Genomic DNA, 23178 nt, shown 5'->3' on the forward strand with positions numbered 1-23178 from the left:
TCAGGCCTCCCGCTTCTTGAGGCGCGGATCGAGCATGTCGCGCGCCGTGTCGCCGAGCAAATTGATCGAGAGGATGCAAAGCGACAGCATCAGCCCCGGCCAGAAGATCAGTTCGGGCTTGATCTGAAAGAACATGCGCCCCTCGGCCATGATGTTGCCCCAGGTGGGAATCTCGGTCGAAACGCCCGCGCCCAGGAACGACAGGATCGCCTCGGTGAGGATCGCCGACGCGCAGATATAGGTCCCCTGCACGATGATCGGCGCGAGCGTATTCGGCATCAGGTGCTGCCACAGGATCTTCGACATCGACGAGCCGAGCGCGATCGCAGCCTCGACATAAGGCTCCTCGCGCGCCGAAAGCACGACCGAGCGCACCAGCCGCACCACACGTGGAATCTCCGGAATGGTGATCGCAAAGATCACCGACCAGATGCTCGGCCCGTTGAGTGCGACCAGCGCGATGGCCAGCAGGATCGAGGGGATCGCCATCAGTGCATCCATGATGCGCATGATGATCGCGTCCGCGGTACGGAAGAAACCGGAGACGAGGCCGATCACCAAACCGATAAAGACGGAAACGATTGCCGCGCCGATGCCGATCAGCAACGACACCTGCCCGCCGATCATGACGCGGGAGAACAGGTCGCGGCCGTAGGGATCGGTGCCGAGCCAGAAGGTCTCGCTCGGCCCCTTGAGGCGTTGCAGTGCGTTCATGTTCATCGGGTCGTGCGGCACGTAGAGATAGGCCGTGGCTGTCGCCAGCACGATCAGGAACAGCACGACCGCCGCGATGATAGGGCCGACACCGAGGCGGAAGGACGCCGGAAGCTGGATCGCGCCGAGCACGACCTGCATGGCGGAGGTCGGTTGCGGTTGGCCGGCCATCAGTAGCGGATCCTCGGATCGAAGAAGGTGTAGGAAATGTCGATAAGGAGATTGATGAACACGTAGATCGCGCTCGTCAGCAGGATCATCGCCTGGATCACCGGATAGTCCCGCGCCAGGATCGCGTCGACTGTGAGCCTGCCGATGCCGGGTATGTTGAAGACGCTCTCCGTCACCACCACGCCCGAGATCAGCAGAGCGAAACCGGTGCCGATAATGGTCATGATCGGCACCGCCGCGTTGCGCAGCGCATGACGGAACAGCACGATACGCTCCTTCACGCCCTTGGCGCGCGCGGTGCGCACATAGTCCTCGCCCAGCACCTCCAGCATGCTCGCGCGCGTCATCCGCGCGATCAGCGCGACGTAGATCGTCGCCAGCGTCAGGCAGGGCAGGATCGCTCGCAGGAAGAAAGCCTGCAGATTTTCGCTGGGCGCGCTGTAGCCCTGCACGGGCAGCCAGCGCAGGTCGATCGCGAAGATCTTGATGAAGATGTAGCCGATGACGAAGACCGGTATCGAGAAGCCGAGCACGGAAAAGGTCATCACCGCGTAGTCGACCCAGGTCCGGTGGCGCCAAGCGGCAAGCACGCCGAGCGGCACGGCGATCAGCACCGACAGGATGATGGTCAGCGTGCCGATCTGTAGCGTCGGCCAGATGCGCTGGCCGATCAGCCGGGTCACGGGCTGGTTCGAGATGATCGAGGTGCCGAGATCGCCCCGGAAGAGCTGGCCGATCCAGGTGACGAGCTGGACGTGGAGCGGCTCGGACAGGCCGAGCGACTCGCGGATACGCTCGAGCTGGGCGGGCGTGGCGGAATCACCCGCGATGATCGCCGCGGGATCGCCCGGCGTCAGGCGCAGAAGCAGGAAGACGAAGATCGCGACGATCGCCATCACGGGAATGACGGCAAGGATGCGCCGGATGATGTAGCCAAGCATCGGCGAGGTGGCCCCTTCTGGACTCGGAGGAAATGATGTCCCCCGCCGCGAAGGCGGGGGACGAAGCGGGCCTTACTCGGTCTTGTCGACCTCCCAGAACACCGGCACCGGCGCGGGGATCATGTTGACGATGTTCGTGCGCCGCGACTGGACCGGCAGATACTGACCGAGCGGCACGTAATTCACGACATCGATGACATGCGCCTGGATGCGTTCCGCGATCTCCTTCTGCGCGTCCGCAGAGGTGGCGGCGATGAACTCCGCGCGCAGCTCTTCCAGCTCCGGGTCCTCGGGCCAGCCGAACCAGGCAGCGTCGCCACGACCGTTGACCATCGGGTTGATCAGCGGCGAGGAAATCTCCGGCACCATCCAGTTGGTGAAGAAGATGTTCCAGCCGCCTTCCGAAGGCGCCGCCTGGCTGGCGCGGCGCGTCACCAGCGTCTGCCAGTCCATCGCCTGCATGTCGACGTTGAAGCCGGCTTCGCGCAACTGCTGCGCAGCCACCACAGGCTGGGCGGTAAGCGTCACCACGTCGGTCGGCTGCATCAGCACGATCGGCGTGCCGTCATAGCCGGCCTCTTCGAGCAGAGCCTTGGCGCCGGCTGCGTCTCCGGCACCCGTGAGGCTCTCCGTTCCCGTAGCGGACTCCAGTGGCGTTCCGCACCCGAACACGGCACCGCACATCTGGTAGTACTCGGGATTGCCGATCAAGGTTGCCAGCACCGGCTCCTGGCTCATCGCCATCAGGGCCGCCTGCCGGATCTTCACGTCGTCGAACGGCGGATGCTTGAAGTTCATGCGGCCCATCGTCTGATAGCCAAGCGGATCGCGCACCTCCACCACCACGTCCGGGCTGGCCTCGAGGATCGGCAGCAGGTCGATCGGCGTCTGCTCGAGATAGTCGATCTCGCCCGAAACCAGCGCGTTGATCGCCGTCTGGGCGTCGGGCATCGCCACCCATTTCACCGTGTCGACGTTGACGACCTTGCCGCCCGCCATCCAGTCGACGGGCTCCTCGCGCGGCACATAGTCCGCGAACTTGGCGTAAGTCACCGAGACGCCGGGTTCGAATTCTTCCTCCACGAAGACAAACGGCCCAGACCCGGTATAGTCGGTGATCGCCTCGTCGGCGGAGGTTTCGGCTACACGCGCAGGCATGATGAAAGGCGGCACCGCCGACTGCTTGCTGACGATGTCGAGCAGCGGACCGAACGGCTCCGACAGGGTCCAGGTAACGGTCTTGTCGTCCGTCGCCTCGAGGCTCGCGGTCACGTCGAAGATGAGCTGACCGCCGGAATCGCGCTTGCCCCAGCGCTGCAGCGAGGCAACTGCATCGGCGGCCGTCACAGGCTCCCCATCGTGGAACTTGAGACCGTCACGCAGCGTGAACGTGTAGGTCAGCCCGTCGTCGGAGACGGCGAATTCCGCCATCTGTGGCTGCGGCGTGAAGTTCTTGTCCTGCGCGACCAGCACGTCATAGATCATGTAGCCGTGATTGCGGGTGATATGCGCTGTGGTGATGATCGGGTCGAGCACGCGCAGGCCCGAATGCATCACCGCGGTGATGGTATCGCCATCCTGCGCGAGCGCTGTGCCGGCAGGTATGATGGCCGTGGACGCCGCCAGCATGGCGGCAGCGGCGATCGAGCGGCCCCTGGCCAGGACCGACCTTGAAAAGTCGTGAGACATCAGTGTCATCTGTTTCCCTCTTCGTTTGATTTTTGCCTGTGGTTCAGTCCGGTCTTGTTGCCGGTTGGTATAACGGAGCGGCCTCATACCGCGCGGCGAACGGCCTCCTCACCTTGAAAGGGGCGGCCGCCGGGCGACAGCCGCGTGCCCGGCCGCAGCCGCGTAAACGGCAGGTCGGCCGGATCGAGCGCCATCGGACCGGGTGCGGTCGCCACAAGGATTGCTTCGGCGATCGGCTCGAAATCGGCGCGGAAATGTACCGAACTCTTGTTGACCAGGATCGCCTGCTTTTCGGGATCGATGCCGACGAAGCGATACATCTCCCTGTCGGCGAGTTGGGACTTGTAGGTGGAGACGACGATCCTGATCCCGCCAATGGACAAGCAGGCCGACGGTCCCAGATTCATCTGCGCCCCGCCATAATACGGCCCTGTCGCGACAAAACGGCCATCCGAGATGCGCTCGACGCGGAACGTACCCTCCAGCGGCGCGTCGCCGGGGATGTTGGAATGTCCGCCCAGCGCGATTGTGATCTCCGCGCCCTCGCCCGCCTGATGGGCGGCCTTCGCCGCCTCGGGGTCGACCATCAGGCCCGTCGCCGCGCGTTCCACACCCGCATCGATCAGGGCGCGCAACATGCCGGTCGTGTTGGAGTCTCCGCCGGCGCCCGGATTGTCCTGCGTATCGGCGATCACCACCGGGCGTATCGCGGAAGCGGCAAGGCGCGCCGCCTCGCGCACCGCCTCGGCAGGCGAATAGGCCTTGCCGGCAAACCGCGTTTCACGGTCGAGAAACGCCCGCTCCAGGCGATTGGCCGCGGCATCCGCCTCTTCCTGTGTTTCGGCATAGGCCAGCACGCTCGGCAGGCAATCCTCGAAGTCGGCCGCCGGAAACCCGGTAAGGATCGATGCGCTCGAAACCGGCCCGGCCTCCGCCGCCCGGACATCTTCGTAGAGCGACCCTGCCGGCTCGATCATCGTGCACTGCCACGGGATGGGGATCAGGAAAGGCACCTGCCGGAACGCCTTCGCGAACGGCTTGCCCCGCGCCATCACCCGGTCAAGCTGTGCGGCGGCGCGGTAGCCGGTCTCGGCCATGTCGACATGCGGGTAGGTTCGAAAGGCGACCAGCACGTCGGCAAGGTCCACCATCTTGCGCGTCACGTTTCCATGAAGGTCGAGGCTCGCCGCGATCGGCAGGTCCGGCCCCGCAACCGCGCGCAGCCTCGCCAACAGTTCGCCCTCCCCGTCGTCGACATGCTCGGCGACCATCGCACCATGCAGGTCGAGCAAAAGTCCGTCGAGCGGGCCAGCCGCGCGCAGCCGTTCAACCAGTTCGTCCGCTATGGCTTCATATGCGTGCTTCTCGACATGCGCCGACGGGATCGCGCCGGTCCACAGCAGGGGCACCAGCTCCCAGCCCGCCTCCTTCGCGTAGTCGACGAAGCCGCTGATGCCGAGATTGACGCCACCGCAGCGGGCTAGGATCTCGTCGCCACGGCTCAGCGGTAGATAGCCACCGCCCTGTTCGAAATTATCGTAGCGGGCCAGTGTCGGCGCAAACGTGTTCGTCTCGTGGAGGAAGCCGCCGATGGCAACACGTTTGCTCATCCAACCTACCATCTTGTCCCGATTGACCCAGTGCGAGAATAGCTTGTATCGACAGGCGATACAGTTATATCGCTACTCAACGGTAGTGAGGGTCAAACAGTTCGTCAACAGGCAAGCGGGGAATGGAATGCTACGCAACATAGTCAGCGGCGAGAACGGAATTCGCGACCCCGAAGACGGCGTGCGCGAAGACCCGCTCTTCGTGCAGGCGGTGGCACGCGCGATGCAGGTGCTGTCCGCTTTTCATCGCACGCAGAGGCCGCTGAGCCTGACGGCGATCGCGGAGGCGAGCGGCGTCGGCCGCAGCGCGGCCCAGCGCATTGTACATACGCTTCAGACACTCGGCTACATCGAGCGTGACGAGGACGGGCGCGGCTATATCCCGGGCATCAGGCTGCTCGACCATAGCCACGACTATCTGCGGCTCAACTCGCTGATCGAACGCGCCACACCGGTACTGCTGGACCTGCGCCGCAACGCCCGGGAGCGCGTCGACTTCAGCCTGTTCGACGATCTGCGAATGGTCTACGCGGTGCGCATGCAGAGCAAGCGCGAGACGTTCTTCGCCACCCTGGTCGGCCATTCCGTGCCGACGCTGTGCACCTCCGGCGGTCGCGCCGTGATGTCCCGTCTTCCCCATGCGGAAGTCGAGGACATCATCGCGCGGTCCGACCGTCGCCCTTTCACCGACAAGACGATTACCGATCCGCAGGAAGTCCGCGAGAAGATCGCGGAGGCACGCCAGCTCGGCTATGCGCTGACGGTCGAGGAGGTGCTTGTCGGCGAGGTGGCAGTCGGTGTCGCCGTGCTTGGCCCGAACGGAAGACCGCTCGGCGCCATCCATATCGCGGGCTCGCTCAGCGAATGGACCCCCAGCGCCTTCGCCGAACGGTTCGCGCCGCTGGCGTCTGAGGCAGCCCATGCGATCAACCGGGTCAGGTAACCGAGTGGCCATGCTTCCCGCTGGCCCATCGCGAAGGACCGCAACGCCGCTTGTGATCTTTCCGCGGATAGAGCAAACAGGGCCATGCGCGGGCTTTTCCTGAATATTGCAGCTCTACTCGACCGCATCACGCGTGCCGCCTGCATGGTCGCGGTGCTGCTGCTTGTGGCCGCCGTACTGACCATTGTCGTGCTGCGCTACGGCTTCGGGGTTGGCTATATCGGCCTCCAGGACTTCGCCAATTATGCCTTCGCGATCCTGCTTGCGCTTTCGGTTCCGGTCTGTCTCGCCCAGGGCGGCCATGTGCGCGTCGAGGTGATCTCCGAGCGCATGGGCCCGTCCTATCTGAGGATCGCCGATGCCGTCGCGCTGATCCTGTTCCTGATCCCGGCCTTTGGCCTGCTGATCTGGGCCTATTGGCCGGAGCTGCGCTACGCGTGGCAGATTCGCGAGGCGTCGATCGAGACCGGCGGCCTGCCCGGCCTCTATCTGATCAAGACGACGCTGCCGATCGCCGCCGGCCTCACCATCGTCCAGGGCATAGCTGCCGTGCTTCGCGGCGAGCCCGGCGCGGGGGCCTCATCGTGATCGCGCAGGAATTCTTCCTGCTACTGCTGCTGCTGAGCCTATTCGCGGGCATCCTCAGCGGCATCCCGGCCATGCTCGCCATCGCCGGCGCGCCTCTGGTGACCGCCGTGATCGCGAGCATCTTTGGCGTCTTTGACCTTACCTTCCTGAAGTTCTTCCCTGCCCGCGTCTGGGGCATCATGTCCAACAGTCTGCTGATGGCTGTGCCGCTATTCGTGCTGATGGGCGTGCTGCTGGAGCGGGCGCGCCTGGCGGAGAACATGCTGACCGTTCTGGCGCGCATGATGGGCGGCAGCGCGCGCGGCATGGGCCTGTCGGTGCTGCTTTTTTCGGCGATGATCGCCGCCGCCACCGGCATCATCGGCGCCACCATCGTGATGCTGGTGCTCGTCAGCCTCAAGCCGATGCTGGAGGCGGGCGTGCCGCCGCGCCGCGCCAGCGGCCTGATCTGCGCGTCCGGCACGCTGGGCCAGATCATTCCGCCATCCATCATCCTCGTGCTGCTCGGCGACCAGATCGGCAACACCTATCTGGAGGCGCAGCAGCAGGCCGGCAATTTTGCGCCGCTGCCCGTCTCCGTCGCCGATCTCTTCGCCGGTGCCTTGATCCCCGGGCTTCTCCTCGTCGCGCTCTACGCGCTTTATCTGACCGTGGTGATGCGCCCCGCGCGTCAGGCAGCCAAGCCGCCATCGCTGCCGCGTGTCCATCCGCGCGAGGTGATATTCACCTTCCTGCCGCCCATGCTGCTGATCCTCTCCGTGCTCGGCTCGATCCTGGCCGGCGTTGCCACGGCGACAGAGGCCGCCGGGCTCGGCGCCGTCGGCGCACTGCTCATGGCTGCCTTCGCTACAACCGAAAACCGGAGCGTCCGGACCTTGCTCGCGGCTGCGGGGCTCGCTGCCTTCGCCCTCGTTGCGCTGCGGGCGGCGGGTATCGGCAGGACCGCAACTGACAGCGCCGCGGGCCTGTTCGCAATCGTCGCCGTGGCGCTGATCGCGTTCGGCACGCTTGCCGCTGCGCTTAAGCTCTGGCGCAGCGGCCTGCTGCAGCCTTCGCTTGGCGAAACCATGAAGATTTCCGGCATGGTGTTCGGCATCGTGATTGCCGCCTCGCTGCTGGCGCTGGTCTTCCGGGGCTTCGGCGGCGACCGTCTGGTCATGGAACTGATGCGCAGCCTGCCGGGCGACCAGATGGGCGCGCTGCTGGTCATCATGCTGATGGTCTTCCTACTGGGTTTCATCCTTGAGGCGGTCGAGATCATCTACATCGTCGTGCCGCTGATGGGGCCTGCGATCCTCGGTACCGACATCTCGCCGGTCTGGTTCGGCGTCCTGCTGGCGATGAACCTGCAGACATCATTCCTGACGCCGCCTTTCGGCTTCGCGCTTTTCTATTTCCGGTCGGTGGCTCCCCGCTCGATCACCACCGGCGACATCTATCGCGGCGTAGCGCCATTCGTGGTGCTCCAGCTTGCTGCGCTTGCCACTCTCGTGGCAATACCGGAACTTGCGACATGGCTGCCTTCGCTGATCTTCGGCTAGGGCTGCCATCAACCCTGGGAGGAACCATGAAACGCAGGACTTTTCTTGCCGGCGGCGCCGGTCTTGCCGCAGCCACCAGCCTTGCCGCGCCCGCCATCGCGCAGGGGCGGGTGCAGTGGAACATCGCGTCCGCCTTCCCCAAGGCGGCGCCGGGTGTCGGCACCAACGTCACCCGCTTCGCCGAGATGGTCGCAACCATGTCCGACGGCCGCATCCAACTCGAGGTATACGGCGCGGGCGAGCTGGTCCCACCCTTCGGCGTGGAGGATGCGGTCCAGCAGGGCAACGTGCCCGTGGGCCACGGCCCGACCTATTACGCGGCAGGCAAGAACCCCGCCTTGCACTGGTACACGGGCGTTCCCTTCGGCCTTACCTCGACCGAGCATGTCGCATGGCTGAAATGGGGCGGCGGTCAGGAAATCTGGGACGACATCTACGCCCAGCGCAACCTCAAGCCGTTCTATTCCGGCAATTCCAACACGCAGTCCGGCGGCTGGTTCAAGAAACGCATCGAAGGCGTGGCCGATCTCCAGGGCCTCAACATGCGCATTGCCGGCCTCGGCGGCGAGATGCTTCGCAAGCTTGGCGTCAACGCCGTGCTGTTGCCGCCGACGGAAATCTTCCAGGCGTTGCAGTCCGGCGCCATCGACGCGGCCGAATGGGTTGGCCCGATGCTCGACCAGGCCTTCGGCCTGCAGCGCATCACCAACATCTGCTACATGCCGGCCTATGCCGAGCCCGGCGCTGCCGTCGCGGTCGTCTTCAACCAGGACGCCTGGGCCGAACTGCCCGCCGACCTGCAGACCATCTGCCAGCACGCCGCCCATGCGGCCGCGCTCGAGATGCACGCGCAGTTCGACTACTTCAACGCACAATCCTTCAAGGCGCTGAAGGATGAGGGCGTCGAGTTCCTTGATTTCCCCAAGGACGTGATCGACGCGATGCGCGGCGCTTGGGAAGAGGTTCGCGAAGAGCTGCGCGGCCAGAGCGAAGATGTCGCCCGGGTCCTGGAAAGCTACGATGCCTACTACCAGACGGCACATGCCTACAGCCGCGCCATGACGGAACCGCTGCTCGCCGGCCGGAACTGATCCGCATCCTGCCCTCTCCCGGAAACGGGAGAGGGTCCTCCCACCGCCGGAACACTACCCGAGAAGCCACTCATGTTCCGGTGCGTTGTGGAACTTCCACGTGCGCTTCGGACCGGCCATCACGTTGAGATAATACAGGTCGTAGCCGTGACAGGCCGCGCAGGGGTGGTATCCCTTGGGCACCAGCACAACGTCGCCGTCCTCGACCGCCATCGTCTCGTCGAGTTCGCGACGGCCGGTCTCGTCGGCATCGGTATAGACCCGCTGGAAGGCGAAGCCCTGCGGTGGGTTGAGGCGATGGTAATAGGTTTCTTCCAGCAGCGACTCGCGCGGCAGGTCGTCGCGGTCGTGCTTGTGCGGCGGATAGCTCGACGTATGGCCGCCGGGCGTGATGACCTCGACCACGAGCAGCGAATCCGCCGGTTCGCCTTCGGGCAGGATATTGGTGACGTAACGCGTATTGGTGCCCTTGCCGCGCACCTCCTGGCCCAGCGCGTCCGGCGCGATGACCCGCACAGGCAGCCCGCCGCCGAGACCCGGCGCGGTGCAGACTGCAAGCACCACATCGGTTTCTGCAGTGACCGACCAGTGCTTGCCATGCGGCACATAGACCGACCACGGCTTGCCTTCGAAGGGCGACATGCGCGCGCCGAGCACGCCGAGCTGCTCTCCACCCGCCACGGTCTCGCCCTTGCCCGAGATGAAGACGAGGCACGCCTCCCGCCCGCCGGTCTCCGCTTCGGCCGTTTCGCCCGGTGCCAGCCGGTAGAGTTCGAAACCGACATGCTGCCAGCCGGCGTTCTCCGGGGTGACGGCGATCACCCTGCCCGAGCGTCCCTGCGGTTTCACATGCAGTCGCGGCATGGTTCTACTCCTTGCTTGGCGGCTCGTAGGCGATGAGGAAGCTCCATACGCCATAGGCCCCTACCGCCCCCGCCAGCATCGCCCAGCCGGTCTGGCCGTTCACCAGTTCCAGCACCGCCCAGCCGAAACAGGCGAGCACGATGCCGACACGAAGCCAGAGCGGGCGGAAGAAATCGTTGCCGTTCATGAAAGCCCCGCTTCCGAAAGAAAACGCGTTAGATTTGCATGGCCGAGCCGCGCATAGGCGGCAGGCTCGGCCTTTTCCGGGTCCTGCTCCGCCTCCACGACCACCCAGCCGGAATAGCCCGGCAGCTCCTTCAGGACGCGCACATAGTCGATCATGCCGTCGCCCGGCACTGTGTAGACGCCTTCCAGCATCGAATCGAGAAACGACCAGTCCTTGCGATTGGCGCGCCACATCACATCCTCGCGCACATCCTTGCAATGGACGTGGCCGATGCGGTCACGGTAGTGCCGCGCGAGCCGCGCCGGGTCCGCGCCGCCCCATGTGGCGTGGCCGGTATCCAGCAGGAGCTTCACGCCATCGCCCGTTACCGCCATGAAGCGGTCGATCTCGGCCTCGGTCTGCACGCAGGTTCCCATGTGGTGATGATAGACCAGTTGCAGCCCGTATTCAGCCCTCAGCGCCGCGGCAAATGCCGTGAAGCGCTCGCCGAATTGCGCCCAGTCGTCCTTTGCAAGCACCGGGCGCGCCGACAAAGGCACGGCACGGTTGCTATGGATCGCGTTGGAGGTCTCGGCAGCGATGAAGACGCCGCAGCCCATTTCCGCAAGCAGGGACGCATGATCCCGCGCAGCCGCAAGTTCGGTGTCGACGTCTCGCACCAGCAGCTCGGTCGACCACCAGCCGCTCACCAGTGCATGGCCGAAGCGTTCGAGAACAGGCCGCAGCTCGGCCGAGCGTCGCGGAAACTTGTTGCCCAGTTCCATGCCGACGAAGCCTGCAGCCTGCGCCTCGGCAAGGCAGCGCTCCAGCGGAATGTCCCCGCCGATCTCGATCATGTCGTCGTTGGACCAGCCGATGGGGTTGGCGCCGATGCGGATCATGTTGGTCGTATCTCCAGTTGCCTTGTCTCGGATCCGTCAGTCGCCGATGCGCTGCTTTTCCCGAGCGTCCTCGTAGGATGCGCGGGCGGCGCGCACGTCCTCGCGCTCGCTCACCTCGGGCACCGCCACGTCCCACCAGTGACCGCCCGCCTCGGTGCTCACAAGCGGATCTGTGTCGATGACAACAACGCTGGTACGGTCGGATCCACGCGCCGCCTGCAGCGCCGCCTCCAGTTCTGCGATGGAGGCCGCCTTGACCGCATGCGCGCCGAGGCTCGCCGCGTGGGCGACGAAATCGACCTCCGGCAGCACCTCGTGCTGCGCGTCCTTGAGCAGATTGTTGAAGCTCGCACCCCCGGTGGCGACTTGGAGCCGGTTGATGCAGCCGAAGCCGCGATTGTCGAGCAGCACGATCGTCAGCTTCAGCCCGAGCATCACCGATGTGGCGATCTCGGAATTGAGCATGAGGTAGGAGCCGTCGCCGACCATGACGACCACCTCCTTGTCCGGCCGCGCCATCTTGGCGCCCAGGCCGCCTGCGATCTCGTAGCCCATGGCCGAGAAGCCGTATTCGGCATGATATGAACCCGGCCCGCCGGCCTGCCAAAGTTTATGCAGTTCGCCCGGCAAGCCGCCTGCCGCGTGCAGCACGATCGCGTCATTGCCGATCGCTCGCTGCACCGCGCCGATCACCTGCGCGTCGCTCGGCTGCGCCGCGTTGGTGGCGGCCGTCACCCGCGCAGCGGCCTCCTGCCATGCGGCCTTGCCTGCCTCCGCGCCCGTCGTCCAGGCGGCGGGCGCGGCCCAGCCGGCGAGTGCATCCGACAACTCCGTCAGCCCCTCGCGCGCATCGGCCACCAGCGTCAGCGCGCGATGCTTGCCGGCATCGAACGGCTGGACATTGAGGCCGACGATGCGCTTGTCTGGATCGGCAAACAGCGACCAGGATCCGGTGGTGAAATCCTGCAGGCGGGTTCCGACCGCGATCACGAGGTCTGCCTCGCGCGCCAGCCTGTTGGCGGCTTCGGTTCCGGTGACGCCGACCGCGCCCATGTTGAGCGGATGACTGTCCGGCAGCGAGGATTTGCCGCCCTGCGTTTCGCAGACGGGAATGCCGCCCGCTTCCGCCAGCGCTGCCAGCGCATCGGCAGCACCCGAATAGAGAACGCCGCCGCCGGCGATGATGAGCGGCTTTTTCGCCGCCCTGATCGCTGCGACAGCCCCTTCGAGTTCGCCCCGATCCGGACGCAGACGGCGCGGCAGCCACAGCCGCTCGTCGAAGAAGCTTTCGGGATAGTCGTCGGCTTCTGCCTGCACGTCCTGACAAAGCGACAGCGTCACCGGCCCGCAGTCGGCCGGGTCGGTCAGCACCTGCATGGCCCGCGCCATCGCCGGCACGATCTGCTCCGGCCGCGCGATGCGGTCGAAATAGCGCGAGACCGGCCGGAAGCAGTCGTTGGCCGAAACGGTCGCGTCGGCAAAGCTTTCCACCTGTTGCAAAACGGGATCGGGGATGCGGCTGGCGAACACGTCGCCGGGCAGCAGCAGCACCGGAAGCCTGTTCACATGCGCAAGGGCTGCCGCCGTCACCAGATTGGTTGCGCCCGGGCCGATCGACGTCGTTGCCGCCATCATGCGGCGGCGGAAACTCGCCTTCGCATAGGCGATCGCCGCATGCGCCATCGCCTGCTCATTATGGGCGCGATAGGTCGGCAGCGTCTCGCGCACCTGATAGAGCGCTTCGCCGAGCCCCGCGACATTCCCATGACCGAAGATCGCCCATACGCCTGCAAAAACCGGCACGCGCGCGCCGTCGATCTCGGTCATCTGGCGGGTCATGAAGCGCGTCAGCGCCTGCGCCATCGTCAGGCGCACGGTCCTCGTCATGTCCTTCCTCCCTCTATGGTCACGCCGCCCTGTCCGCTCTTGCCGATTGCCAGGCCCGCGTGAGGCTGTCGAAGCGATCAGCCATCTCTGCAATCGCCGCCTCATCGGAAATTGCGCCGGCAAACCAGCTCTCCGCCGCGTTCATGAACAGCGTCCTGCCGACAGCGAAACCCTTTACCACCTGCGCATCGGCGGTTGCCGCGAATGCGGCCTCAAGTTCGGCCTGCGGGGCCTCCAGCCCGAGCAGCATGACGCCCCTGCACCAAGGGTCGTTGCGTTCGATCACCGACGCAATGGCATTCCACGCCGCAGGCGAGGCCTGCGGTTCGAGCTTCCACCAGTCGGGCTTGATGCCGAGCGCGTAAAGCTCCTCCAGCGCGGTCGCCACCGTGTCGTCGGCGAGCTGCCCGTGCTTGCCGCAGATAATCTCGATCAGCAGTTCGCGCCCGACCTTGCGCGCGGCATCGAACAGCGCCCGCAGCTTCTCCTGCTGCTCCGCCTTGAGCGCCGGCGGATCGTCGGGCCGGTAGAAGCACAGGCACTTGATGCAGTGGTCGACCGGCCATTCCACGAGCTGCGAGCCGATATCCTGACTGAACTCGAAGCGCAGCGGGCGCGAGCCCGGCACCTCGACCGGCCGGCCGAGCCACGAAAACTCGTGCCGCGCGAACTCGAACAGCGCCTCGCGCCCGAACCGTTCGTCGATCAGCATGCCGTAACCCGGTCTGCCGCCGGCAACCTTCGCCGCCGCTCTGACGGCCAGCGTCTTGAATACGCTGATGCGCGCCGCGTCCTGCCCGTGGCGCGCGGCAAGTTCCTCGAACTGCGCGCGGTGGTCGACTGCGAAGGCCATGATCGAGGCGATTCCGGTGCGCCGCGTCGTCGCCCAGTGGATATGGTTTATCGCCTCGTCCTTGCGAAGCGCGCGATGCCGCGAGCCATGCTTCAGGAAGAATTGCAGCTCCTCGAAGGTCGGGATCTCCGGCGCGCAGAGCAGTCGCGACACGGCAAAGGCGCCGCATGCGTTGGCCCATGTCGCCGCCGTCTCCAGCGGCTCGCCGCGCAGCCAGCCGCGCAGGAAGCCCGACATGAACGCGTCGCCTGCGCCCAGCACGTTATAGACCTCGATCGGGAAGCCGCGCCCGACGATGCCCCGCTCCAGATCGTCGGGGATCGCGCCGTCATAGACGATGCAGCCCATCGGGCCACGCTTCAGCACGATCACGGCCTGCGAATGCACACGGATCGTCTTCAGCGCTGCCGGCAGTTCGCTCTCGCCCGACGCGACCAGCACTTCCTCCTCCGTGCCGACGATCAGGTCGCATTCGGCAAGTACAGATTTCATCTTTGCCGAAACGGCGGCCGAGGCGATGTAGCGGTTGTCTCCTTCCGCATGGCCCGCGAGCCCCCACAGGTTCGGCCGATAGTCGATGTCGAGCACGACCTTGCCGCCGGCCTCGCGCATCAGCCGCATCGCCTTGCGTTGAGCGGCCTCGGTTCCCGGCCGCGAAAAATGCGTGCCGGTGACGACGACGGCGCGCGCCCGGCCGATGAAATCGGCAGCGACGTCATGTTCGCTAAGCGCCATGTCGGCGCAGTTCTCGCGATAGAAAAGCAGCGGAAACGACCTGTCGTCCTGCACCGAGAGGATCGCCAGCGCCGTCAGCCGCTCCGGATCGGCAACGATGCCGTCGGTGCTCACACCTTCGCGTCCGAGCTGCTCGCGGATGAAACGGCCGAACTGCTCGTCGCCGACACGCGTCAGCAGCGCCGAGCGCAGGCCCAGCCGCGCCGTGCCGATCGCGATGTTGGCGGGGCAGCCGCCGACCGACTTGGCGAAAGACGCCGCATCCTCCAGCCGCGCGCCGATCTGCTGACCATAAAGGTCGACAGAGGCGCGCCCGATGGTGATGACGTCGAGTTCAGCGGTGCGTTCGCCTGCCGAGGCGGCCATGTTGTCCTCCAGCTTTTCGCAAGGCCGAAATGCCGGCCTCTAGCCGCCGGCATCCTCAATACGAAATATCAATTCCAATGTAACGTCAATATGGAATAGACATTCCTTTTGTGGCTATGCCGTTTCCTAGCCGGCGAGACGGCGCCGTTCCTCCGCGCAACCGACCGCAAGCGTCATCGCCAGCGCCATGGTCGCGCCGAGCGAGCGGAAGCCCGAAAAATCCGATTCGGCAACCTCGAACCAGACCGCAGCGAACTGCGCCAGAGGCGAAAAGGCGCTGTCGGTGATGGCAACGATCGGCACCCCGCGCTCGTGGAGCACCCGGACCTCGTCGATCGTGGCTGGCGCATAAGGCGAGAAACTCACCGCGATCACCGCATCGCGCGGCGTGGCGAATCCGATGATCTCCGGCTGGAGCCCGGATGCCGATTCGATGATCTGGCTGCGCACATGCAGCTTGCCGAGCGCATAGCCGAGATAGCTGGCGACCGGAAAAGAGCGTCTTTTGGCGAGGATATAGAGCGTCTCCGCCCGTGCGAGGATGCCAACCGCCCTGTCGAGCGTGGCCTCGTCCACACTCCGCGCCATCAGGTCCAGCGAGCGGACCGATGCGGCGAGGAACCCGTCGAGCATCGCCCGGTTGGTCGCGCCGTTCTGCGCCTCGTCGCGCAGCGCGGCCAGCCGCTCCTCATAGGTCGTGTTGCGCTCGCGCAGACGTTCACGAAATACCGACTGCAGGCTCGTGAACCCGTCGAAGCCAAGCTGCTGTGCGAAGCGGATCAGCGTCGAGGGCTGCACGCCGGCCGAAGCCGCGATGCTGGCCGTCGTGCCGAAGGCGATCTCGTCGGGGTTGTCCAGCGCATAGGCAGCCACCTGCGCAATGCGCTTCGGTAAGACGCTGCGCTGCTCAAGGATCGTCTCCCGCAGCGTTTCATAATCTCTTGGATAGGCAGCCTCGCCGGCCGGCGATCGGTCATTCATCCCAGTGTCGTCTCCCGGCCTCACAGGCAGATAAAGCGCCGCACTGGCGCCAATGAACTAAACATTCCATTTTTGATGTAAATAGACTAAATCATTCGCATTGGCTTGCCAAGCGATGGGAGAGAGCATGGTTGCGAATATCGGCGTGGGCCTGATCGGCACCGGTTTCATGGGCAAATGCCACACGCTCGCCTGGAAGGCGGTCGGCACCGTCTTCCCCGACATGCCGGCAATCACCCTTGCCCATCTCGCCGAGGTCGATGCCGATCTGGCAGGGCGGCGCGCCGACGAGTTCGGATTTGCCCGGTCGACGGAAGACTGGCGCACCGTCGTCGCCGATCCGCAGGTCGATGTCGTGTCGATTGCCGCACCCAATGAATTCCATCCCGAAATGGTAATCGCGGCCCTCGAAGCCGGCAAGCATGTCTGGTGCGAGAAACCGATGGCGCCCGCCTTCGCCGATGCCGAGCGCATGGCGCGGGCGGCACGGGCGAGCGGCAAGGTTGCGGTGCTTGGCTACAACTACATCCAGAGCCCCGCGATGCGGCATATAAGCCGCTTGCTCGCCGACGGCGCCATCGGCGCGATCGCACAGTTGCGCATCGAGATGGACGAAGACTTCATGGCCGACCCGGAGGCCATGTTCTTCTGGAAACATGAAGCCAGGTCCGGCTACGGCGCGCTCGACGATTTTGCGGTGCATCCGCTCTCCATCGTTTCGGTACTGTTTGGCCGCGTCGCGCGCGTGGTCTGCGACATGTCGATGCCCTATCCCGACCGGCCGGTGCATGGCGGCGGGCGGCGCGACGTAGAAACCTACGACATCGCCTCCGCGCTTATGCAGCTCGAAAGCGGCATCCCGGCCACCTTGCAGGTCAGCCGTTCGGCATGGGGCCGCAAGGGCCGCATCGCGATCCAGATCTTCGGCTCGAAGGGCACCATCCTGTTCGATCAGGAGCGCTTCAACGAGGTGCAGCTCTATCTCACCGCCGATCCCGCCGGCGAACAGGGCTTCCGCACCATCCTCAGCGCACCCCGGCACGAACCCTACGGCCAGTTCATTCCCGCGCCGGGTCACGGCTTGGGGTTCAACGATCTCAAGACCATCGAGTGCCACGAGTTGATCACGTGCCTTTCCGGCGCGGATGCCCGCATCATCGATTTCGACGCCGGGCTGGAGATCGAGCGTACCGTTCATGCAATGGCCAGCTCGCATGCCGAACGGCGCTGGATCGACGTCGCCCACCCCGCCGCATAGACCGGCGGGACCACACGGCTACAGTCGGACAGTGCGGCCTTCCCCGGCAGAGGTCAGCGCCGCGTCCGCGAGCCGCAGCGCCGCAAGCCCGTCCGCCCCGCTCGGCGACGGCGCCTTGCCTTCCGTAACGGTCGCAATGAAGGCCGCGATCTCGTTGGCGTAAGCCTCGGTGTATCGGGTCATGAAGAAATCGTGCAGCGGCGGCCGCGTATAGCCCGCGGCATTTGCCACTTCGATCGAGACCGGTCGCTGGTTTTCGGCCGCCACCATGCCCTTCGAGCCGAGCACCTCGATGCGCTGGTCATATCCATAGGTCGCGCGGCGCGAATTGGAGATCGTGCACTGGCGACCGGAGGCCGTCGTCAGGATCACGCTGACGCTGTCATAGTCACCGAGTTCGCCCACCCTTTCGTCGACCAGCACGGAGGCGCTGGCGCTGACCGTCACCGGCTCCTCGCCCAGCAGGAAGCGCGCCATGTCGAAATCGTGGATCGTCATGTCGCGGAAGATGCCGCCGGAACGCGGGATGTAGTCCAATGGCGGCAGGCCGGGGTCGCGCGACGTGATCGTCACCATTTCCACTGTGCCGACCGCTCCATCGTCGATCGCCTGCCGAACGGCCCTGAAATGCGGGTCGAAGCGCCGGTTGAAACCGACCATCAGCGTGGCACCGGTCTGCTCCACCACCGACAGGCACTGCTCCACGCGACCGATGTCGAGATCGACCGGCTTTTCGCAAAACACGGCCTTGCCGGCGCGCGCGAACCGCTCGATGAGGTCGGCATGCGTGTCGGTCGGCGTGCAGATGATGACGGCATCGACATCGTCCGCCCGTTCGATCTCGTCGATGCTTTTCACCGTCGCACCGTAGATGGCGGCGAGCTCCTGGGCGACGTCGGCAAAGGAGTCGGCGACGGCAACGAGCCGCGCCTTGTCGTTGGAGGCGACGGCACGGGCATGGACCTTGCCGATGCGGCCGGCGCCAAGAAGGGCGAAAGATAGTGTCATCTGCTTTTTGCTCGCAAAACGGGGGACGCGACCCGCGTCCCCATCCGGTTTTTCATCCATGCTTTTGACAGGTAAGCCCTAGACCGTCCCGCCAAGCGAGCCCTCCAGCTCCGCAAGCTCGGCGCCGCCCGCCATCAGGTCCTGCAATTCTTCGGTCGTGATCTCGCCGCGTTTCGCCGTGCCGAGCGTCTGGCCGCGATTGAGAACGGTGAACCGGTCGCCGACCGCCATGGCGTGGCGCACATTGTGGGTGATGAACACGACGCCTATGCCCTTCTTGCGCACCTGGTCGATGGTGGCAAGCACCTTGGAGGTCTGCCGAACGCCGAGCGCGGAGGTTGGCTCATCGAGGATCAGGACCCGCGCCCCGAAATGGACTGCCCGGCAGATCGCCACCGTCTGGCGCTCACCGCCCGAAAGCGTGCCGACAGCCTGGTCCGGCTCGCGCAGGCGGATGCCCATCTCGCGCATCGCCTCCATGGCCACCCTGTTGGCGGTCTGGAAATCGAAGAAGCGGAACGGACCGACGCGCCGCTTCGGCTCGCGGCCCATCCAGAAATTGCGGGTCACCGACATCAGCGGGATCATCGCGAGGTCCTGATAGACCGTGGCGATGCCGCGCGTCATCGCGTCGCGCGGGCTGGTGAAGGCGACGCGTTCGCCGTCGACCAGGATTTCGCCGCGCGTCGGCTTGTGCACCCCCGACATCGTCTTGATGAAGGTCGACTTGCCGGCGCCGTTGTCGCCCAGCAGGCAGTGGCATTCGCCGGGCATGACCGAGACCGATACGCCGGCCAGCGCGATCACCGAGCCGAAATGCTTTTCGATGTCGCGCAGTTCGATGAGCGGTGTGTCTGCCATTTCAGCGCTCCCCCGTGATCAGGCGGCGGATATAGGTGTTGAGCACCACCGCGAGCAGCAGGATGACCCCAAGGAAGACCCGGAACAGCGAGCTTTCGACGCCGGCGAAGAACAGGCCCTGCTGCACGACGCCGAAGATCAGCGCGCCGAAGGCCGCCCCTATCACCGAACCGTAGCCGCCGGTCAGCAGTGCGCCGCCGATGACCACGGAGATGATCGCCTCGAACTCCTTCAGGAGACCACGGTCGGCCGCCGCCGAGCCGAACTCGAGCACCTGACAGGTTGCGAAGACCGTGGCGCAGAATGCGGTGAACACGAACATCAGGATTTTCACCCGGTCGACCGGTACGCCGACATAGCGCGCTGCCTGGGCGTCGCCGCCGGCGGCGAAGATCCAGTTGCCGAACTGGGTGCGGGTCAGAAGCACATGCGCGAAGATGATGAGCGCCAGCGCCCAGACCATCAACATGGGAATACCGTCGATCACCGGCTGGCCGGCGCGCGTTCCGGCCACAAACTTGCCGATCACCCCGATGTCGGCGAGCCATACGAACAGCCCGCCGAGGATCTTGCCGCCGAACAGCGCCGCTAGCCAGTCGCCCTCGGCCGCCTCCTTGACGCCGCCGATGATCGTCTGGCGCGTCGTCGAGATCGAGATGAAGATCGTCAGGCCGCGCAGGATGTAGAGAAAGGCGAGCGTCACGATGAAGGACGGCAGGCCGGTCTTGATGACGAGAAATCCGTTCACCCAGCCGATCGCCATCGCCAGCAGGAAAGCGGCGATGATCGCCGCCCACATCGGCCAGCCATACGTCACAGAGAGCAGCGCGATGACTATGCCGGAAAAGCCGATCATCGAACCCACCGAAAGATCGAACTCGCCGGCGATCATCAGCAGGCAGGCGCCCACGGCGATGATCATGAACTGCGCCGAGACCACGCCCCAGTTCATGACGCCCTCGGCGCTGAACATGCCGGTGTCGCGCGCGACCATGAGGAAATAGACGAAGACGAGGATGACACCGCAGATAGCGCCCAACTCGGGACGTATCAGCGCCTTGCGGAAGCGCGAGACCTCGCGAACCCGCTCGTCTCTCTCGGGTGGCTGGCCGGACGCGCCTTGCGCGCTTGGCTGGACGCTCTCGCTCATCTTTCGCTCCCTCGATCGCCCACGCGCCATCGACCGGGCGCGTAGACCCGCATGTCTGGCACATTCAAAGTCGTCTCGATGCGGATTTCAGGGCCGGGGGCGCATCCACCCCCGGCACGAGTTCAGCAGCTCAGCGGTATTCGCCCGCCAGCGCCTCGACTTGCTCGATATTGTCCTTGGTGATGTAGCCCGGACCCGAATTGATCGAGTTCGGCGGGATCACGCCGTAGCGGGCATAGTTGGTCAGGAGCACGATCGGCAGATAGCCCTGAAGGTAAGGCTGCTGGTCGATGGCGAAGTCGATGACATCGGCCTTGATGCCCTCAGAGATGCCCTGCGACAGGTCGAAGGTCGCAAAGAAGACCTCGCCCGCCATGCCGTTCTCCTGAAGGGCTGCCAGCGTCGGCTCCGCCGAGTTCGGTCCCAGTGTCAGAATGCCGTTGGTGTCGGCATTGGCGCGCAGATGGGCGAGTACCTTGTTCTTCACCTCGGCCGGGTCGATGCCGGAATCGATCATCTGGTTGCCAAGCTCGACGCCGAGCGCGTCCGCGAAGCCCTGGCAGCGCTCAACCGAGGCCGGGTTGGTGATGTAGTGATTCACGCAGACGAACTTGGTGACGCCCGCCTCCTTGGCGCGCTCGCCGGCGCCCTTACCGGCGTCATATTCCGGCTGGCCGATATGCAGCATCGCGCCGAGCTGCTTCGACTGCTCGACCGTACCGGAGTTGACGGTAATCACCGGAATGCCCTTGGCCACCGCATCGCCGATCGGTCCCTCCAGCGCATTGATGTCGGCGATCGAGGTGATGATGCCGTTCGGGTTCGAGGCAGCGGCCTGCTCGATGATGCGCGCCATGTCGGCGATGTCGCCCGTCGGTGGATTGCGGTATTCGACCGTCACGTCCATCTGCTCGGCGGCGACGTTCAGCGCATTCTTGATCGTGTTCCACCATGAATCGGAATCCGGCGCATGGCTGACGAAAACGAACCGCTCGCCTTCGGCCTGCGCCGTGCCGGCGGCTCCTGCGGCCGTCGCAACGGCCAGCCCGAGCGCCAATAGAAGCTTCCTCATTGTCGTTCTCCTCCACATTCGGTGTCCGGCTGCACCGATTTATAGCCGGAGACCTGCCGCCTGACGGCAGACCCGTCTTCCGTGGCTCGACAGGCGAACCCGGATCGACAATTCCTCCCCCGGATCGCCATTTCAGAATGTTCGCGCCATATTCACGTGTTATGAAATATTTATTCCATCTTGAGCCATTACGTCAAGAGGCGTTTCACCGGCGCGCGCGGCGACGCGCGCACTGGAACGATGGCAATTGGCTGAGTGGCTTGGCGCCGCTTTTGGCGGTGCGTCTGAATTGGGCGGGGCCGGACAGCGGAACGACTGCGCGGGCTACTGCCCTTCTTTGGCCGCCTCATATGCAGCCAGCGCGCGCTTTCTTGCTGACGCATGGTCGACCACAGGCTTGGGATAGGTTCGCCCAAGTTCCACGCCGGCGTCTGCCAGCACCTTGTCCGGTGCATCCCATGGATTGTGCAAGTATCGATCGGGAAGTTTGTCCAGCTCGGGCACGAAGCGGCGGACATAGCTGCCGTCGGGATCGAACTTTTCGCCCTGCAGCACCGGATTGAATATCCGGAAATAGGGCGCCGCATCAGCGCCGGATCCCGCCACCCACTGCCAGTTTGCCGGATTGCTGGCGGCGTCGGCATCCACCAGCGTATCCCAGAACCAGCGCTCGCCCTCGCGCCAGTCGATCAGCAGATGCTTGGTCAGGAACGAGGCGACGATCATGCGCACCCGGTTGTGCATCACGCCGGTCTGCCAGAGTTCGCGCATGCCGGCATCGACGATCGGATACCCGGTTCTGCCCCGCTGCCACGCACGCAGGGCTTCCTTGTCGGACTTCCATGGAAAGGCATCGAAGGTTGGCTGGAAGTTTTCCTCGCAGAGCCCCGGATTGTGAAACAGCAGATGGTGGCAGAACTCGCGCCAGCCGATTTCCCCCCGGAACTTGGCAAGGTTAGCGCTCGAGACCTCCTTCGCCTCGGCGCGCAACGCCGCGAAGATCTGGTAGGGCGTGATCTCGCCATGCGCCAGATGCGGCGACAGTCCCGAGGTCGACCCGCCGGCCGGAAAATCGCGGCCATCCGCATAATCGTCCAGCCGTTCCGAGATGAAGCTTTCAAGCCGCGCATGCGCGCCGTCTTCACCGGGCGTCCAGACTTCGCCGAAAGCCTTGGCCCAATCCGGTGATCGTGGCAATGGAAACAGCTCGTCAAGCGTCTTCGAGGCGATCTTGCCGTCATAGCCGGCGATCCTGCGCGGTGGATCGATCGGGTCGCGCGGATCGGGACCGGCCGACATCGCCTTCCAGAACGGCGTGAACACCTTGTAGAACGACCCCGCGCCCGTCTGCAGACGAGAAGGCTCGTGCAGAAGCTGTCCGTCGAAACTTTCGGCACGCAGGCCGCGTTCGCGCAGCGCGCTCTTGATCGCCGCATCCGCCGCCGCTCCTGCCGGATGATAGCGGCGATTCCAGAACACCGTGTCGGCACCGCTGTCGCCGACAAGATCGTCGACGACATCCCGCATCGCCCCGCTGCGCAGCACAAGCCGAACGCCGCGTTTTTCAAGGCTTTCCGTCAGCCGTGCCAGTGAATGGTGCAGCCACCAGCGCACCGCGCCGCCGGGCGCGCGCACGCCTTCGCTTTCCTCATCCAGCACATAGGCCGCAAGCACCGGCTTGTCCGCCTGCGCGGCCGCCGCCAGCGCGCCGTTGTCCGCGACGCGCAGATCGTGGCGGAACAGCACGAGCACCGGCGCGCCGCCATCCGGCTTGGCGTCGCTCATGG

20 protein-coding genes are annotated in these 23178 nt (G+C 65.2%); 5 read left to right on the forward strand and 15 right to left on the reverse strand.

Annotated elements, in window-relative coordinates; all coding sequences use genetic code 11:
• From ACVJNE_RS06495 to ACVJNE_RS06510, 4 genes are all read right to left on the reverse strand, one after another.
• The gene (locus ACVJNE_RS06495; RefSeq protein WP_499564179.1) at positions 1-855 is read right to left on the reverse strand and encodes an ABC transporter permease; all 855 of its coding nucleotides are present in this window, start codon (positions 853-855) and stop codon (positions 1-3) included.
• A gap of 29 nt (positions 856-884) precedes the next feature.
• A complete protein-coding gene (locus tag ACVJNE_RS06500) occupies positions 885-1826 on the reverse strand; it encodes an ABC transporter permease (RefSeq protein WP_499563979.1) in 942 nt (313 codons plus the stop codon).
• A 72-nt stretch (positions 1827-1898) separates the two neighbouring features.
• A complete protein-coding gene (locus ACVJNE_RS06505) occupies positions 1899-3515 on the reverse strand; it encodes an ABC transporter substrate-binding protein (protein WP_499564181.1) in 1617 nt (538 codons plus the stop codon).
• 83 nt (positions 3516-3598) lie between these two features.
• Positions 3599-5125 (reverse strand): M81 family metallopeptidase, encoded by a 1527-nt coding sequence (locus ACVJNE_RS06510; protein WP_499563980.1) that lies wholly within the window; start codon positions 5123-5125, stop codon positions 3599-3601.
• A gap of 127 nt (positions 5126-5252) precedes the next feature.
• Between ACVJNE_RS06510 and ACVJNE_RS06515 the strand changes: the two genes are divergently transcribed.
• The 4 genes from ACVJNE_RS06515 (at position 5253) to ACVJNE_RS06530 (ending at position 9288) form a co-directional block, all read left to right on the forward strand.
• Positions 5253-6068 (forward strand): IclR family transcriptional regulator, encoded by an 816-nt coding sequence (locus ACVJNE_RS06515; RefSeq protein ID WP_499563982.1) that lies wholly within the window; start codon positions 5253-5255, stop codon positions 6066-6068.
• Positions 6069-6152: 84 nt separating this feature from the next.
• Complete coding sequence (locus ACVJNE_RS06520; protein ID WP_499563984.1) at positions 6153-6656, forward strand: TRAP transporter small permease subunit; 504 nt, start codon at positions 6153-6155, stop codon at positions 6654-6656.
• On the forward strand, positions 6653-8197 hold the full coding sequence (locus ACVJNE_RS06525) for a TRAP transporter large permease (protein ID WP_499563986.1): 1545 nt from the start codon (positions 6653-6655) through the stop codon (positions 8195-8197). Before ACVJNE_RS06520 ends, ACVJNE_RS06525 begins: the two co-directional genes overlap by 4 nt.
• Positions 8198-8223: 26 nt before the next feature.
• Positions 8224-9288 carry a TRAP transporter substrate-binding protein gene (locus ACVJNE_RS06530; RefSeq protein WP_368801264.1) on the forward strand — a complete coding sequence of 355 codons (1065 nt, stop codon included), beginning with the start codon at positions 8224-8226 and terminating at the stop codon, positions 9286-9288.
• A 54-nt stretch (positions 9289-9342) separates the two neighbouring features.
• On the opposite strand, the gene iolB is transcribed toward ACVJNE_RS06530, so the two are convergent.
• From iolB to ACVJNE_RS06560, 6 genes are all read right to left on the reverse strand, one after another.
• Entirely contained in the window at positions 9343-10152 is an 810-nt protein-coding gene (gene iolB / locus ACVJNE_RS06535) for a 5-deoxy-glucuronate isomerase (protein ID WP_499563988.1), read from the reverse strand.
• Between the two features lie 4 nt (positions 10153-10156).
• Positions 10157-10339 carry a DUF3329 domain-containing protein gene (locus ACVJNE_RS06540; RefSeq protein ID WP_173188874.1) on the reverse strand — a complete coding sequence of 61 codons (183 nt, stop codon included), beginning with the start codon at positions 10337-10339 and terminating at the stop codon, positions 10157-10159.
• Entirely contained in the window at positions 10336-11220 is an 885-nt protein-coding gene (gene iolE, locus ACVJNE_RS06545) for a myo-inosose-2 dehydratase (RefSeq protein WP_499563991.1), read from the reverse strand. The genes ACVJNE_RS06540 and iolE overlap by 4 nt, the downstream gene beginning before the upstream one ends.
• A 36-nt stretch (positions 11221-11256) precedes the next feature.
• Positions 11257-13107, reverse strand: a complete 1851-nt coding sequence (gene iolD / locus ACVJNE_RS06550) for a 3D-(3,5/4)-trihydroxycyclohexane-1,2-dione acylhydrolase (decyclizing) (protein ID WP_499563993.1) — start codon at positions 13105-13107, stop codon at positions 11257-11259.
• Between the two features lie 19 nt (positions 13108-13126).
• Positions 13127-15061 carry a bifunctional 5-dehydro-2-deoxygluconokinase/5-dehydro-2-deoxyphosphogluconate aldolase gene (locus ACVJNE_RS06555; protein ID WP_499563995.1) on the reverse strand — a complete coding sequence of 645 codons (1935 nt, stop codon included), beginning with the start codon at positions 15059-15061 and terminating at the stop codon, positions 13127-13129.
• Positions 15062-15187: 126 nt separating this feature from the next.
• Positions 15188-16042, reverse strand: a complete 855-nt coding sequence (locus ACVJNE_RS06560; RefSeq protein WP_499563997.1) for a MurR/RpiR family transcriptional regulator — start codon at positions 16040-16042, stop codon at positions 15188-15190.
• A 127-nt stretch (positions 16043-16169) separates the two neighbouring features.
• On the opposite strand from ACVJNE_RS06560, the gene ACVJNE_RS06565 reads away from it, so the two are divergent.
• Positions 16170-17300, forward strand: coding sequence for a Gfo/Idh/MocA family protein (locus ACVJNE_RS06565; RefSeq protein ID WP_499563999.1), 1131 nt, complete (start codon positions 16170-16172; stop codon positions 17298-17300).
• 18 nt (positions 17301-17318) lie between these two features.
• Here ACVJNE_RS06565 and iolG read toward each other — a convergent pair whose 3' ends face one another.
• The 5 genes from iolG to ACVJNE_RS06590 all read right to left on the reverse strand — a co-directional run bounded on the left by iolG (position 17319) and on the right by ACVJNE_RS06590 (position 23176).
• Positions 17319-18308, reverse strand: coding sequence for an inositol 2-dehydrogenase (iolG, locus tag ACVJNE_RS06570; RefSeq protein ID WP_499564001.1), 990 nt, complete (start codon positions 18306-18308; stop codon positions 17319-17321).
• Between the two features lie 78 nt (positions 18309-18386).
• On the reverse strand, positions 18387-19169 hold the full coding sequence (locus ACVJNE_RS06575; RefSeq protein ID WP_444726405.1) for an ATP-binding cassette domain-containing protein: 783 nt from the start codon (positions 19167-19169) through the stop codon (positions 18387-18389).
• Position 19170: 1 nt separating this feature from the next.
• A complete protein-coding gene (locus ACVJNE_RS06580) occupies positions 19171-20319 on the reverse strand; it encodes an ABC transporter permease (RefSeq protein WP_499564003.1) in 1149 nt (382 codons plus the stop codon).
• A 130-nt stretch (positions 20320-20449) separates the two neighbouring features.
• Positions 20450-21391 (reverse strand): sugar ABC transporter substrate-binding protein, encoded by a 942-nt coding sequence (locus tag ACVJNE_RS06585; RefSeq protein ID WP_499564005.1) that lies wholly within the window; start codon positions 21389-21391, stop codon positions 20450-20452.
• A 324-nt stretch (positions 21392-21715) separates the two neighbouring features.
• Positions 21716-23176, reverse strand: a complete 1461-nt coding sequence (locus ACVJNE_RS06590; protein ID WP_499564006.1) for a cryptochrome/photolyase family protein — start codon at positions 23174-23176, stop codon at positions 21716-21718.
• Positions 23177-23178 lie beyond the last annotated feature (2 nt).

The organism is Mesorhizobium sp. DxT, from assembly GCF_058448885.1.